Annotated in this window: 13 protein-coding genes; 2 read left to right on the top strand and 11 right to left on the bottom strand. The window is 68.3% G+C overall.

All coding sequences use genetic code 11. The features are described 5' to 3' along the window. Window position 1 precedes the first annotated feature (1 nt). The 6 genes from COA07_RS08795 to COA07_RS08770 form a co-directional block, all read right to left on the bottom strand. Window positions 2-964, bottom strand: coding sequence for an MlaD family protein (locus COA07_RS08795; RefSeq protein WP_066706954.1), 963 nt, complete (start codon window positions 962-964; stop codon window positions 2-4). After that, the gene (locus COA07_RS08790) at window positions 964-1857 is read right to left on the bottom strand and encodes an ABC transporter ATP-binding protein (RefSeq protein ID WP_066706952.1); all 894 of its coding nucleotides are present in this window, start codon (window positions 1855-1857) and stop codon (window positions 964-966) included. Before COA07_RS08790 ends, COA07_RS08795 begins: the two co-directional genes overlap by 1 nt. Next, complete coding sequence (locus COA07_RS08785) at window positions 1857-2969, bottom strand: ABC transporter permease (protein ID WP_066706944.1); 1113 nt, start codon at window positions 2967-2969, stop codon at window positions 1857-1859. The genes COA07_RS08790 and COA07_RS08785 overlap by 1 nt, the downstream gene beginning before the upstream one ends. 100 nt (window positions 2970-3069) lie before the next feature. Then, complete coding sequence (locus tag COA07_RS08780) at window positions 3070-4326, bottom strand: DUF445 domain-containing protein (protein WP_245842073.1); 1257 nt, start codon at window positions 4324-4326, stop codon at window positions 3070-3072. A 68-nt stretch (window positions 4327-4394) separates the two neighbouring features. Next, complete coding sequence (locus COA07_RS08775) at window positions 4395-7604, bottom strand: efflux RND transporter permease subunit (protein ID WP_066706942.1); 3210 nt, start codon at window positions 7602-7604, stop codon at window positions 4395-4397. A gap of 12 nt (window positions 7605-7616) precedes the next feature. Then, complete coding sequence (locus COA07_RS08770) at window positions 7617-8786, bottom strand: efflux RND transporter periplasmic adaptor subunit (protein ID WP_066706939.1); 1170 nt, start codon at window positions 8784-8786, stop codon at window positions 7617-7619. A 148-nt stretch (window positions 8787-8934) separates the two neighbouring features. Here COA07_RS08770 and COA07_RS08765 point away from each other — a divergent pair, with 148 nt between their 5' ends. Further along, the gene (locus COA07_RS08765; protein ID WP_066706932.1) at window positions 8935-9678 is read left to right on the top strand and encodes an SIMPL domain-containing protein; all 744 of its coding nucleotides are present in this window, start codon (window positions 8935-8937) and stop codon (window positions 9676-9678) included. 118 nt (window positions 9679-9796) lie between these two features. On the opposite strand, the gene COA07_RS08760 is transcribed toward COA07_RS08765, so the two are convergent. The 3 genes from COA07_RS08760 to COA07_RS08750 form a co-directional block, all read right to left on the bottom strand. Beyond that, window positions 9797-10054 carry a GlsB/YeaQ/YmgE family stress response membrane protein gene (locus COA07_RS08760; protein ID WP_066488563.1) on the bottom strand — a complete coding sequence of 86 codons (258 nt, stop codon included), beginning with the start codon at window positions 10052-10054 and terminating at the stop codon, window positions 9797-9799. A gap of 92 nt (window positions 10055-10146) precedes the next feature. Further along, window positions 10147-10446, bottom strand: coding sequence for a CtrA inhibitor SciP (gene sciP / locus COA07_RS08755; RefSeq protein ID WP_066488560.1), 300 nt, complete (start codon window positions 10444-10446; stop codon window positions 10147-10149). Window positions 10447-10549: 103 nt separating this feature from the next. Further along, window positions 10550-10729, bottom strand: a complete 180-nt coding sequence (locus COA07_RS08750) for a hypothetical protein (RefSeq protein WP_066706929.1) — start codon at window positions 10727-10729, stop codon at window positions 10550-10552. A gap of 135 nt (window positions 10730-10864) precedes the next feature. Between COA07_RS08750 and mnmA the strand changes: the two genes are divergently transcribed. Further along, window positions 10865-11962, top strand: a complete 1098-nt coding sequence (gene mnmA / locus COA07_RS08745) for a tRNA 2-thiouridine(34) synthase MnmA (RefSeq protein WP_066706973.1) — start codon at window positions 10865-10867, stop codon at window positions 11960-11962. Between the two features lie 105 nt (window positions 11963-12067). Here the strand turns inward: mnmA and COA07_RS08740 are convergent, their stop codons facing one another. Together COA07_RS08740 and ligD are read right to left on the bottom strand one after the other, a co-directional pair. Further along, on the bottom strand, window positions 12068-12295 hold the full coding sequence (locus COA07_RS08740; protein WP_066706926.1) for a hypothetical protein: 228 nt from the start codon (window positions 12293-12295) through the stop codon (window positions 12068-12070). Between the two features lie 82 nt (window positions 12296-12377). Then, window positions 12378-14807: a DNA ligase D gene (gene ligD, locus COA07_RS08735; RefSeq protein ID WP_066706923.1), complete on the bottom strand. Its 2430-nt coding sequence runs from the start codon at window positions 14805-14807 to the stop codon at window positions 12378-12380. Window position 14808: the final 1 nt, after the last annotated feature.

Here is a 14808-nt window from a genome sequence, read left to right as displayed (position 1 = left end):
CTCAGTTCCCCTTGTATTCCGGCAGCTTCTGTTGACCGATCAGCGAGCTGGCGCCGCCCTGTTCGACGCGTTCCGAAATCGCCGAGAGCGACGCGGCCGTCACGCGCAGGTCGCGGACCAGCTGGTTGATCTGCGGCACGGTCTGCTTCGAGAAGGTCGTCAGCCCCGGCCGCGCATCGCCGATCGCGGCGTTGAGCGTGTCGGTGCTCTCACGCGCCGACTTGATCGTCGCGTTGAGGTTGGCGAGCGTCGGCTTGATATCCTCGGTCATCACGCCGTTGGTGGTCTGTGCCAGTTCGCCGATCTGCTGTGCGGCATTGCCCGCCTGCGCGATCGCCACGCGCGTCTGCGCCAGCGTGGCGGCGATCTCCGGCCCGCGATCGGCCAGCGCATCGGTCAGGCGATTGGTGTTGTCGAGGATGCCGGCGATCGACGCCTGGTTGCGGTCGCTCAGCATGCCCGTCAGCCGCTCGGTCAGCGTCGACAGCCGTTCCAGAAGCTGCGGAGCGGAATTGAGGATCGCGCCGATCCCGCCGGTCTTGGTCGGGATCACCGGCACGCCCAGCGGACAGACGCTGCGCGCGTCGCCGGCGGGGCAGGTGATCGGCGCCTGCCCCTTGATCGCGCCGTCCAGGCTGACGGTGCTGGTGCCGGTGAAGCTGCCCTGGATGGTCGCGGTGGTGCCGCGCAGGATCGGCGTATCGTCGTTAACGCTGATGCGCACGCGCACATATTGCGGATCGGGCTTCCACAGCGAGATCGTCTTCACCTGCCCCGACGGCACGCCGGAGAAGGTGACGGTCGACCCCTTCGCCAGCCCGTCGACCGACTGGCGGAAGAAGATGTCATATTCCCGTTCCGCCCCGCCGCTTACCCGCGCGATCCACACGGTGAAGATCGCGACGATCGCCAGCAGGATCAGCACGACGGCCCCGACCAGGACGTGGTTCGATCGCGTTTCCATCACTCAGCCCCTGATAGCCGGCGGTCGTCGTCGGCAGCGGCAGTGCCGTCGCCTGTCCGGCCCGCCGCCGGTTCGTGTTCCGCCGCGCGCTCCTGCGATGCGACCGCAGCGCGGCCGCGCGGGCCGTTGAAATATTCCTGGATCCACGGATGATCGAGCGCGAGCAGCTCCGGGATCGTCCCCACCGCGATCACGCGCTTGTCCGCCAGCACCGCGACGCGATCGCAGATGGCGTAAAGCGTGTCGAGATCGTGGGTGATGAGGAATACCGTCAGCCCCAGCGTCTTCTGGAGCGAGGCGGTCAGTTCGTCGAACGCCGCCGCGCCGATCGGGTCCAGCCCCGCGGTCGGCTCATCGAGGAACAGGAGATCGGGGTCGAGCGCCAGCGCGCGCGCCAGCCCGGCGCGCTTCTTCATGCCGCCGGACAGTTCCGCCGGGAACTTCGGCCCCGCATCCGCCGGCAGGCCGGTCATCACCACCTTGTACGACGCGATCTCATCGAGAAGGGACAGCGACAGGTCGGGGTAGAATTCGCGCAGCGGCACCTGCACGTTTTCCGCCACCGTCAGTGTGGAGAACAGTGCGCCGCCCTGGAACAGCACGCCCCACCGCTTGCGGATGTCGACGGTTTCCGCCTCGCTGCGCCCCAGCGTCGGCTCGCCGAACACCAGCACCTCGCCGGCATCGGGGGTCTGCAACCCGATGATCGAGCGCATCAGCACCGACTTGCCGGTACCCGATCCGCCGACGACGCCCAGGATTTCGCCGCGACGCACCTCCAGGTCGAGATTGTCGTGGATCACCTGCTCGCCGAAGCTGTTGCGCAGGCCGGTGACGCGGATCACCGGCTCGGCCCCTTCAGGTCCCGTATCGTGGCGGGCGGAATGCGGCATCAGATCCAGCCGATCTGTTCGAAGAACACGGCGAAGAAGGCGTCGAGGACGATGACCATGAAGATCGCCTGCACCACCGCGGACGTGGTCTTCAGGCCGACCTGTTCGGCATCGCCCTTGACCTGCATGCCCTGGAAACAGCCGGCCACCGCGATGATTGCACCGAACACCGGCGCCTTGATCAGCCCCACGAACACGTCGGTGATCGGCACCACCTCACGAATGCGGGCGATATACGCGATCGGCGGAATATCCAGCGTCATCCAGCATAGCAGACCACCGCCGATGATCGCGACGACCGAGGAATAGAAACCCAGCAGCGGCATCAGCACGATCGCCGCGATCGTGCGCGGCAGGACCAATGCCTCCATCGGCGACACGCCGATCGTGCGCATCGCGTCGATTTCCTCGGTCAGCTGCATCGTGCCCAGCTGCGCGGCGAAGGCGGAGCCGGACCTGCCCGCGACCATGATCGCGGTCATCAGCACACCCAGCTCGCGCAAAGTGATACGCCCGACCAGATTGATCGTGAATGCCTCCGCCCCGAACTGGCGCAGCTGTACCGCGCCCTGTTGCGCGATGACGATGCCGATCAGGAAGCTCATCAGCCCGACGATGCCCAGTGCGGAGACGCCGACCACCTCGAACCGCTGGACCGTGGCGTTGAAGCGGAAGCGGCTGGGATGGCGGATGACCCCGCCGAACGCGATGATCGTCGCGCCCATGAAACCCAGCAGCCCCACCGCGGTCCGGCCCGCATGCGCGGTCGCGTCGCCGATCTCGGCCAGCACGCGGCGGAACGACGATCCGCTGCCCGGGCGCATCTGCACCGGCTGGTCGGCGGCGACCACCTGTTCCAGCAGGTTGTGCGCATCGCCGCTCAGCCCGCGGATCTCGGCCTTGTGCTCGCGCGCGAAGCGGTGGACCACCCAGGCGCCGATCGTGTCGATCCGCTCGATCCCCGACAGGTCGATGCACGCCACGTCGCCGCCGTGGCCGTCCAGCCGCTCGGGAAGATTGCCCAGACGCGCCAGCGACAGGTCGCCGGTGAAGCGCAGCGTCGCCGCGCCGGACGCGCCGGGTTCCTCGCTGAAATCGGCTGCCGCGCTCATCGAAAGGTCCTTGCGGCAACTCGCATGGGGCAACAAGCGATCAAGCGCGCCATTCGTTCCGCGCGCGAATCCATTCCACCGGGCTGCGATACGTCGTGCGTCACAACGCGACGTCTACGGTATGGATCAGAACGCCGACAAGCCCCCCCACCAGGGTACCGTTGATACGGATGAACTGCAGGTCCTTGCCGACCGCATGTTCCAGCCGCATCGTGATCGTCCCCGCATCCCATCCGCGTACCGTTTCGGACACCAGCCGCACGATCGAATCGCCGTAATCGGCCGCCGCGCCCACCGTCGCACGCCGGACGAAGCGGTTGATGGTGCGACCCAGCCGCGCATCGTCCTGCAACGTGGCGCCCAGCTGCCGCAGCGCCTCGCCCAGCTTGCCGCGCAACACCGCCTCCGGATCGCGCGCGGCGCGCAGCATCGCCAGCCGCGCCTGTTCCCACAGGCCGTTGATCCAGTCCTGCATCGCCGGATTCTCAAGCAGCTCGATCTTCATCGCCTCCACCCGCGCGCGCAGCGCCGGGTCGTGCTGCAACCGCTGCGCCAGCGACCGCAGCCCCTCCTCCGCCTTCTGGCGCAGCGGGTGGTCGCGATCCTCCGCCATCTCCGCGACCAGCCGGTCCAGCCCGCCGACGATCTTGGTCGCCAGCGTCTCGTCCAGCCCGGTCCAGCGCAGGATCGAGCCGGCCCGGTCATGCACCATCGCGCGCACCAGATGCTCGTTCGCTTCCAGCGCGCCGCGCGCCCAGCGCACGCCATGGTCGAGGATCGGCAGATGCCGGTCCTCCGCGATCGCGGCGTCGAGCGCGCGGCCGAGCATCGGCGACAATTCGGTTTCGCGGACACGCGTCACCAGCATCGCGCGCACCATCCCGCCCAGCCGCTCCTGGTCGAGCGCGTTAAGCACCTCCTGCGCCAGCCGCGACGTGCCGCGCGCCAGCCGTCCACCGCCCGCGCCCTGCGGATTGGCCAGCCAGCGTCCCGCGGCGGCGGCGACGTCGATCCGCCCCATCCGCCGGGCGACCACGGCGGGGATCAGGAAGTTCTCGCGCAGGAAACTCGCCAGCTGGTCGCCGATCCGGTCCTTGTTGCGGGGAATGATCGCGGTATGCGGGATCGGCAGGTGGAGCGGGTGGCGGAAGAGTGCCGTCACCGCGAACCAGTCCGCCAGTCCGCCGACCATCGCCGCCTCGGCAAAGGCGCGGACGAAGCCCCACGCAGGATGCTGATCCGCCAGCGCGCGCGCGGCGAGGAACAGGGCCGCCATCGCCAGCAGCAATCCCGTCGCCACCCGGCGCATGCGCCCCAGCGCAGCGGGCGGGACGGGGGTGCGGCGCATGGCGATCATCGTTAGGACAATCCCCGATCGCGCCGATTGTTCAAGTCCCTGCGGGCAGGGCGCCGGACGCGCCCTCGTCACTCCGCCGGATCGGCCCCGTCGCGAAAGCCGATCCGGCCGTGCGGCGCGGCGATCGCATCCTTGGGCGGGCCATGTTCGATCAGCGCGCCGCCATCGTCGCCCGGACGATAGGTGAGCAGCCGCCGACCCAGCCATGGCCCGACGCGCCGCTCGATCCCGATCGCCAGGGAGAAGGCCGCCGGTACGATCAGCAGCGTCAGCAGCGTCGACATCGTCAGCCCGCCGATCACCACGATCCCCATCGGCGCGCGCCACGCCCCGTCGCCCGACAGCGACAAGGCGGTGGGCACCATGCCCGCCACCATCGCGACGGTGGTCATCACGATCGGCTGCGCCCGCTTGTGACCGGCGTCGACGATCGCGGCATGGGGCGTCACGCCCGCCGCCATTTCCTCCAACGCGAAGTCGATCAGCAGGATCGAATTCTTGGCGACGATCCCCAGCAGCATCAGCAGCCCAATGAACACCGGCATCGACAGCGGCTGCCCGGCGACCTTCAGCGCCAGCAATCCGCCAAGCGGCGCCAGCAGCAACGACCCCATGTTGACCAGCGGCGGCAGCAGGCGGCGGTACAGCAGCACCAGCACGGAGAAGACCAGGAACACCCCCGCCACCACCGCGACGACGAAGTTGATCAGCATCTCCAGCTGCCATTTGGCCTGGCCGACGCTCAGCTGCTGGACGCCCACCGGCAGGTTCTTCATCACCGGCAGCTGGTTGATCTGCTTCATCGCATTGCTGGTGACCAGGCCGGGCGACAGATCCGCACCGACGGTCAGCTGACGCTGCTGGTTCAGGCGCGTGATCTTGGTCGGGCCGGACCCGAACCCGATCTCGGCGATCAGGCTGAGCGGCACCGAACCGCCCGACTGCGTCTGCACCGGCAGGTTCTGGATGGTGTCGAGCCGCGACCGGGCACTCTCCTCCAGAGCGACGCGGATCGGCACCTGGCGGTCCGACAGCGAGAAGCGCGCGCTGTTCTGGTCGAGGTCGCCCAGCGTCGCGATGCGGATCGCGTTCGACAGCGCCGCTGTCGTCACGCCCAGCTGCGCCGCCAGGTCGAGCCGCGGCTTGATGAGGATTTCGGGGCGGTTGAGATCGCCGGCAATGCGCGGTGCGACCAACCCTGGCACCTGGCCCATCTCGCTCACCAGCCGGTCGGCGGTCTTGCGCAACAGCACGGGATCGTCGCCGCCCAGCGTGATCGAGATGTCGCGGTTGTTATCGCCGAAGCCGAACTGCGACTGGAAGTTGACGCGCGCGTCCGCGATCGTCGCCAGCGCCGGCGCCAGCCGCCGCTCGAATTGGGTCGAGGTGACGTCGCGCTTTTCCTTCAACGTGGCGATGACCCGGCCGGTCCCCACGAAGGTGCGGGTATACAGGCTTTCGACTTCCGGCTGCTTCTTGAGCAGGGCATAGACCTGATCGACGACCGCCTGCGTGGTGTTCAGCGTGGCGCCCGGCGGCATGGTGATCGTCACCGCGCTGCGCGGCTGGTCGGCGGCGGGCTGGAACGTCATCGGCGTCGTGGCGAACAGTACGATCGTCAGCGCGAACGACAGGGCACCCATTCCCATCACCCAGATGCGGTGGTCGCGCAGACAGCCGGTGAACCGCCCGATCCCGCCCCTGGCACGGATCAGCGGCGCCTTGCCCTGATCCAGCGTCCAGCGCAGCACGCGCTCGTAGAAATCGACCGCCGGGCCGCCATGATCGGCATGGCCGCTGGATTTCAGGAAATACGCCGCGATCATCGGCGTGATGAGGCGTGCCACCGCCAGGCTCATCAGCACCGCGACGACGACGGTCAGCCCGAAATTCTTGAAGAACTGCCCCGACACGCCGGGCATCAGCCCCACCGGCAGGAACACCGCAACGATCGCCATCGTCGTCGCCAGCACCGCCAGCCCGATTTCGTCCGCGGCGTCGATCGACGCCTGATAGGCGGTCTTTCCCATGCGCATGTGGCGCACGATATTCTCGATCTCCACGATCGCATCGTCGACCAGCACGCCCGCCACCAGGCTCAGCGCCAGCAGCGTCATCTGGTTCAACGTGAACCCCATCAGGTCCATGAACCAGAAGGCCGGGATCGCCGACAGCGGTATCGCCAGCGCGGAGATGAACGTCGCGCGCCAGTCGCGCAGGAACAGGAAGACGACCACCACCGCCAGGATCGCGCCCTCGATCATCGCGTGCAGCGCGCTCTTATACTGTTCCAGCGCATATTTCGCGCCGTCGATGCGCAGCTTGAACTTCACCTGCGGGTTGCGCTTCTCCAGCGCCTCCAGCTTGGCCTTGGCCTCGCGGAAGACGGTAACGTCGGAGGCGTTCTTGGCGCGCTTGAAATCGAAGCTCAGGGCGGGACGACCATCGACCGCCGCGGCGCTGCGCTGCTCGGCATATAGGTCGCGCACGGTCGCCACGTCGGACAGGCGAATGGTGCGGCCGTTGCCGATCGCAACCTGCGTCTGGCTCAGGTCATAGGCGGTGGCGGCATTGCCCAGCACACGCACCGATTGCTCGGCCCCGGCGATCTCGGCACGCCCGCCCGCCGCGTTCAGGTTCACCTGCCGCAACTGCTGGTTGATCTGGCTGGCGGTCAGGCCATAGGCCGCCAGCTTGGCGGGATCGAGGATCACGCGGATCTCGCGGCTGACCCCGCCGTTGCGCTCGACCGATCCCATGCCGGGGACCGACAGCAGTTCCTTCGCGACGGTATTGTCGATGTACCAGCTGAGCTGTTCCAGCGTCATGTCGGTGCCGACCGCGGTGAAGCTGCCCAGATCGTTGTCGTTGATCTTCACGCGCTGGACCTGCGGCTCCAGGATGCCGTCGGGCAGCTGCGCGCGGATCTGCGTCACCGCATCGCGCGCCTCGTTCACCGCGCGGTCGACGGGGGTGCCGATCGTCAGCTGGACGAAGGTGGTCGACTGCCCCTCGGACACGAACGACTGGATTTCGTCGACGCCCTCCAGCGTGCGCACCGCGGCCTCGACGCGCTGCGTCACCTGGTTTTCCAGCTCGCTGGGTGCGGCGCCCGGCTGGCTGATCGTGATGGTCACCGCCGGAAAGTCGATGTCCGGTTCCTGGTTGATGTCCATCTGGATGAAGCTGACGATCCCGGCGACCGTCAGCATCATGAACAGGACGATCGACGGCACCGGATTGCGGATCGACCAGGCGGATATGTTGCGGAAGCCCATCGTCGCTTGTCCTCAGCGCCCCTTGGGGGTGACCGGCTTCACCAGCTGGCCGGGGTTCAGGAAGGCGCCCGCCGCCTGCACCACCCGTTCGTTGCCGGTCAGCCCGCCGGCGATCGCGACCTTGTCGTCGCTCACCGATCCCAGCGTCACGTCGCGACGCCGCACGCGGTTCTCGGCATCGACGATATAGACGTAATTGCCGCGGCTGTCGCTGAGCAACGCCGATTGCGGCAATTCGGGCTGGCGCGCGTCACCGGCGATGATCGTCGCGGAGGCGAAGCCACCGGGGCGCAGCGCGGGATCGTAGGACAGCTGGATCCGCGCGATCCCCTGCCGCGACTGCGGGTCGATCACCGGCGACAGCTGCCACACGCGGCCCGCGAAGCTGCGCTTCTCACCCACCGGGATCACCTGCGCCGACGAACCGACGTGGATCGCCTGCAGATCGGCCTCGGACAGTTGCGCGCGCATCTCCATCTCGCCGTTGGCGGCCATGCGGAACAGGACGCCGGTGGCGGAACTGACGATCTGCCCCGGCTCCACCCCGCGCGTCAGCACCAGCCCCGGGGAGGGCGCACGAATGTCCAGCCGGGCGTTGCGCGCGCGTTGTTCCGACAGCGTCGCCTGCGTCACGCGCAGCCGCGCCGCTGCCGCATCGCGGGTGGCGATGCGCCGCTGCACGTCCGCCTTGGAGATGAAGCCGCGGTCGACCAGGCTCTGCGCGCGCTCCAGCTCGGCCTGCGCCAGCGTCAGGTCGGCGCGCGCGACGTTGATCTGCGAGGCGAGCGAATCGGCGGTCTGCGTCTGGACCGACCGGTCGATCGTCGCCAGCACCTGACCGGCCTTCACCCACTGGCCGGGTTCGACCAGAACGCGCGATACCATGCCGCCCTCGCCCGCGACGCCGACCGGCATCTCGCGCTTGGCGGCCAGCGACCCGGTGGCCGCCACGGTGCGCGCGACCGCTTGCGATCCGGGGACGACGACGGTCACCGACGGCGCTTGGTCGCCGGCCGGCGCGGGCGCCTCGGCATCCTTGCCGCCGCGCAGCGCCAGCCACGCCGCCACCGCGATCACCAGCAGCACGACGCCCGCCACGATCACCCAGCGCCGCCGGCCGCGGTCGCGCGAATCCTCGATCAGCAGCCGCTCGCCTTCCAGGTTGCCGTTTTCGTAGTTCATTCCACCCCTCTCGTCGGGGCGTGTATTACGATGATATAGCACCCGGTACAAGCGGGCATCTTTCAAGCGGTTCGTCGCGTTCATCCTGCGTTTTGTCGCACCGGTGCAGATGCGGCCAAGACGAGAAACGGGAGATATCACGATGCGAATGACCACAATCACCGGGCTGGGCGGCGCCGCCGCGATCCTGGCCGGGGTGACGCTGGCCGCGACGGCAACGGCGCAGACGCCACTGCCGATGGCGACGGTGGTGCCCGACGGCACGATCCTGGACGTGACCGCCACCGGCCGGGTGACGCGCGTACCCGATCTGGCGACCGTCCGCGCCGGCGTCGTCACCCAGAACGCGACCGCCGCGGGTGCGTTGAGCGAGAACGCCCAGCGCATGACGCAGGTGGTCCGGGCGCTGAAATCGGCCGGGATCGCCGAACGCGACATCGCGACCAGCAACGTCAGCCTGTCGCCGCAATATCGCTACACCGACAATCAGCCGCCGGTCATCACCGGTTATCAGGCGAGCAACACCGTCAGCGTCAAGTTCCGCGATATCGCCAAGTCCGGCCCGGCGCTCGACGCGCTGGTGCGGTCGGGCGCCAACCAGATCGACGGACCCAGCATGTCGCTGTCCCAGCCCGATGCCGCGCTGGACGAGGCGCGCACCGACGCGGTGAAGACCGCGCGCGCGCGCGCCACGCTCTACGCGCAGGCCGCCGGAATGACGGTGGCGCGGATCGTCTCGATCGAGGAAGCCGGCGACAACGACGGCAGCCGCCCGCAACCGCCGATGATGCTGCAGCGCGCCGCCATGGCTGAGGCGCGCGATTTCACCCCGATGCTGGCGGGAGAAACCGACGTGACCGCGATGGTGCGCGTCCGCTTCCTGCTGAAATGACCGTATGCCCCGTCCGTCGCGTGGCGGACGGGGCACAGGCAGACGACGGCGCATACGAAACAGGCCGCCCGGAACACCGGGCGGCCTGTTTCTTTGTCGTTCGTGAGCGTGGGGCGCGTTAGCGCACCCGGCCGCGACGGACGAGGTTTACGATCGCCAGCAGAACGACCGCGCCGACCAGCGACACCAGGAACGAATAGATCGTCAGCGGCTGGTTGTTGATCGAGCCGCCGGTGAACAGCAAGCCGCCAATGAAGGCGCCGACGATACCGACGATGATGTTCAGAAAGATGCCCTGCTGGGCGTCAGTGCGCATGATGATGCTGGCGAGCCAGCCGATGACGCCACCGATGATGAGCCAGATAATAAGTCCCATAGCAATTCTCCCCTGCGATGCGCCCGGACGGTGAAGCGCTGTGGCAGGGAAGACTCACGAAGGGTGGATATTGTTCCGGGCGCGTTTCGGGATCAGAACTTCTGCTGGCGCTCGTACAGCGATTTATACTGCTGGATGCGCGTGACCCGCAAGCCGGGCATGCCCGACCGGTCGATCGCACGCTGCCATCCGGCGAATTCCTCCACCGTCAGCCCGTAACGCTGGCACACTTCGTCCACCGTCAGCAGGCCGCCGTTGACCGCGGCGACGACCTCGGCCTTGCGCCGGACCACCCACCGCGTGGTGTTGGCCGGCGGCAGCGTATCCATGGTCAGCGCCTCTCCCAGAGGACCGATGACCTTGGCGGGGCGGATTTTTTGGTTCTCGATCATTCCTAACCTCGGTTCGGGGCGGGGGGCCCCCTTCCCTGCGACGAAGCACTGCGTAGGCGCCTCGATTTGAACACGCCCTAAAGCGGCGCGGTAAACGCGGTCTTCACGGCTCTTTCCATTCGCTTAGCGCCGCCGCCGCCGCCGGATTGAACGCACCCTCGCCCGATCGCGCGTTCGCCGATTCGTTCAGCGCGCGCGCCACCTGCGCGGTGCGCGACGTGTCCTGCCGGGCGCGCAGCCCGGCCAGCAGCGGGGGAAGATGGGTTTCCTCGGGTAACGTCACGTCGGGTCCTGGCTTTCGCGAGATGTGATGGACTCGCTTAGCCCCGGTCTGCTGAAGGTCGCGTAAAGCCGCCGGCAACGCTTCCTTCACCTGCCTTTACGCGGACATACGCGACGGGGTATGGCCGGTGGCATGATGGACACGGTGGATTTCCAGCTGCCGGCGGGTGCGCGGCGCATCGTCGTGGCGATGTCGGGCGGGGTCGACAGTTCGGTCGTGGCGGCGCTGGCGCAGGCCAGCGGCGCGGAAACGATCGGCGTGACGCTCCAGCTCTACGATCATGGCGAAGCGACGAAGCGCGCCGGCGCATGCTGCGCGGGTCGCGACATCCGCGATGCGCGCGCGGTGTGCGACCGGCTGGGCATCGCGCATTACGTCTTCGACCACGAATCCAGCTTCCGTACGCAGGTGGTCGATCGCTTCGCCGACGAATATCTCGCCGGCCGCACGCCGATCCCGTGTGTCCAGTGCAACATGGGGCCGAAATTCACCGACCTGTTCGCACTGGCCCGCGATCTGGGCGCCGATTGCCTGGCGACCGGCCATTACGTCCGCCGCATCGTCGGCGACGACGACGCGCAGCTGCACCGCGCGGTCGATCCGGCGCGCGACCAGAGCTATTTCCTGTTCGCCACGACGCGCGCGCAGCTCGACTTCCTGCGCTTCCCGCTGGGCGCGCTGCCCAAGCGCCGCGTGCGCGAACTGGCGGGGGAGATGGGGCTGCTGGTCGCCGACAAGCCCGACAGCCAGGACATCTGCTTCGTCCCCGACGGCGATTATGCCACGCTGGTGAAGAAGCTGCGGCCGGAGGCGGCGGCGGGCGGCGACATCGTCGACATGGCCGGGCGCAAGCTGGGCGAGCATCGCGGGCTGGTCCATTATACCGTCGGCCAGCGCCGCGGGCTGGAGATCGGCGGCAGCCCCGAACCGCTGTATGTCGTGCGGCTGGAGCCCGAACAGCGCCGCGTCGTCGTCGGCCCGCGCGCCGCGCTGGCGGTGGCGGCGGCGCGTCTGGCCGACATGAACGTGCTGGGGCCGCTGGAAGGCGCGCTGACCGCGAAGGTCCGCTCGATGGCCAAACCGGTGCCCGCGCGGATGATCGGCGATCGCCTGGTGTTCGCGGTGCCCGAATATGGCGTCGCGCCCGGCCAGGCGGCGGTGCTGTACGATGGCGAACGGGTGCTCGGCGGCGGCTGGATCGCCGCAACCGAACCGGCACTGGTCGCCGCATAGAAAGAACCCGGCACCGAAGAGGTACCGGGTCCAGTTTCGTCCAGGGAGCACCAGACGGTAACGGCGGCGGCGACCGCGGGGGGATCGCCGCGTCAGTTCAGAAGGTCAGAGCGCGTTCCCGCCGATCGCGTTGTCGGTCGGCGTGATATCGGCCGGCAGCGCGTCGGCGCCATTGCCGAACGTCGCCAGATTGCCGTCCGCGGGCACTTCGTCGTTCAGCACGGTTTCGTTCGCCAGCGTATCGTTGGCGGCGACCGGCTCGGCGCCCTTGCCGCATGCGACCAGTGCCAGGCTCATCGCGATCATGGAAACGGCGGCAGCGATTTTCTTCATGTATCTCGATCCCCTTTGATGGCGATGGCACCGACCATCGTTCGAATCAAAACTACACCTCAGCGATAGAATATCAATAGCCTCATGTGTCGGGAAGTTGCTGGTCCGCGACGCCCCAGCCGCGCAGCGCGCGGCTGCCCGCACGCTCCAGCAATTCGTCGCGGTCGGTGACGCGCCAGCGCGCCGCGGTGTCGATATCGCGCAACTCGCTCCACGATACCGGCGCGGCTACTGGCGCCCCGGCGCGCGCCCGCGCGGCATAGGGCATGATCGCCGTCGCCCCGCGCTGGTTGCGCAGCCAGTCGATGAAGATCCGCCCCTTGCGCTTCGCCTTGGCCATCGTCGCGGTGAACCGTTCCGGCTCCGCCTGCGCCAGCGCGCGTGCGAAGCGATCGGCGAAATCCTTGACCGCCGGCCATTCCGCCTGCGGGGTCAGCGGTACGACGACATGAACGCCCTTGCCCCCGGACAACAGCGGAAAACTCGCCAGCCCCAGTTCGGCCAGTTGCGTCTTCAGATGCTCGGCGGCCTTCTTCGTCGCGGCGAAGTTCAGCCCCTCGTCGGGATCGAGATCGAACACCATCCGATCGGGCCGTTCCACGTCCGCGACCTGCGAACCCCAGCCGTGGAATTCGATCGTCCCCATCTGCACGCACGCGACCAGTCCGTCGCCGCTGTCGACGTACAGGTAATCCTCGGTTGATCCGTCCTTCTCGCGAATCCGTACCTGATGAACCCGGTCGCCGAACGACCCGGCATCGTGCTTCTGGAAGAAACATTGCCGGCCCCGCCCCTGCGGGCACCGCACCAGGCTGACCGGGCGATGCGCGACGAACGGCAGCATCGCCGGGGCGATCGCAGCGTAATAATCCGCCAGATCGCCCTTGGTCACATCCGATTCGGGGAAGATCGCTCGGTCGCGGTTGGTCACCTTCACCGTCGATGCGACGGGCACCGGCGCCGCGGCGGGTCGTTCGGCGACGACCTCCGCCGCCGGCTTGTCGCCGCGCAGCCCCAGGAAACTGGGATGGCGCAGCAGCCCGTCAGGGGTGGTTTCGGTAAAGGCGATCTCCGCGACCAGCTTCGGCGTGACCCATTGCGCGCCGCGTACCATCGCGCGCGGTGCGGCCACCGTCGCGGTCTTGCGGGCCAGCCGGTCGAGCCGGGTGCGCAGGTCGGCAATCGTGTCGACGGAAAAGCCGGTGCCGACCTTCCCGGCATAGCGCAGCGCCCCGTCCTGGTGCACGCCCAGCAGCAGCGAGCGCAGCCCACGCCCCTTGTCCGACGGCAGCCAGCCGACGATCACGAACTCCTGCCGGCGGATGCACTTGGTCTTCAGCCACGCCTGCGTGCGCTTGCCGCGGTAGGGCGCATCGGCCCGTTTCGACACCACGCCCTCGAAGCCTTCGCGGCACATCGTCTCGAACAACGGCTCGCCCGCCCCGGCGACATGCTCCGCGAATTGCAGATGCGGGTCGGCATCCGCCATCAGCGCGCGCAACCGCTCCTTGCGCTCGACATTGGTCAGCGCGCGCAGATCCTCGCCGTCATGCCGGAGCAGGTCGAACGCGAAGAAGGTCATCTCGCCGCCCGCTGCGATCGCGGCCTTCAGCGTCGCGAAATCGGGGCGGCCGTCCTTGAACGCCACGATCTCCCCGTCGATCAGCGCGTCGCCGACATCCAGCTGCGCCGCCGCCGTCGCGATTTCGGCGAACGTCTCGCTCCAGTCGAGTCCACTGCGGGTATAGACCGTCGCCTTCCCCCCGCCGACCGCGATCAGTGCGCGATAGCCGTCATACTTCACCTCATGGATCCAGCCCGCGCCGGCGGGGACGCTATCGACTAGCGTGCACAGCTGCGGCGCCTCGAACGGCGGGGGCGCGGCGCCGGCCTTGCGCTTCTTGCGACGGGCCGGAGCGCGGCGCTGCGCCGGCACCCCCTCGGCGATCTCCTGCATCGTCCGCCCTGTCGTAACGCTGGTCAGCGCGGTGTCGGTCAGCGTGTCGGTCGCGCCCGCGGCGGCGTCGTCGATCTTGCGCAGCAGCCAGTTCTCGCGCGTTTCCTTTCCGCGCGGCTTCAGGCGGATCAGCAGCCATTCGCCCTTCATCCGCTCCCCGTCGAGGACGAAGTGCAGGTGTCCCGCCTCCAGATCGGCGGCGGTCTTGCCCGCCACCGGTGACCAGGTGCCGCGATCCCACAGCATCACCGTGCCACCGCCATATTCGCCCGCCGGGATCGTCCCCTCGAACGTCGCGTACGACAGCGGATGGTCCTCGGTCCGCACCGCCAGCCGCTTTTCCGCCGGGTCCAGGCTCGGCCCGCGGGTCACCGCCCAGCTTTTCAGGACGCCGTCCACCTCCAGCCGGAAATCCCAATGGAGCCTGGTCGCATCGTGCTTCTGCACGATGAAACTGTTGCCGTTCCCCGGCGCCAGCGTACCCGCCGGTTCGGCGGTGCGCGAAAAGTCGCGCTTGGCGTTGTATCGTTCCAACGGATCGGGGCGGCGCGCCATC

The organism is Sphingomonas adhaesiva (assembly GCF_002374855.1).
GTDB classification, from domain to species: Bacteria; Pseudomonadota; Alphaproteobacteria; order Sphingomonadales; family Sphingomonadaceae; genus Sphingomonas; species Sphingomonas adhaesiva.
The sequence above is the reverse complement of the archived record's forward strand: the minus strand, read 5'-3'. Positions and strand labels throughout refer to the sequence as shown.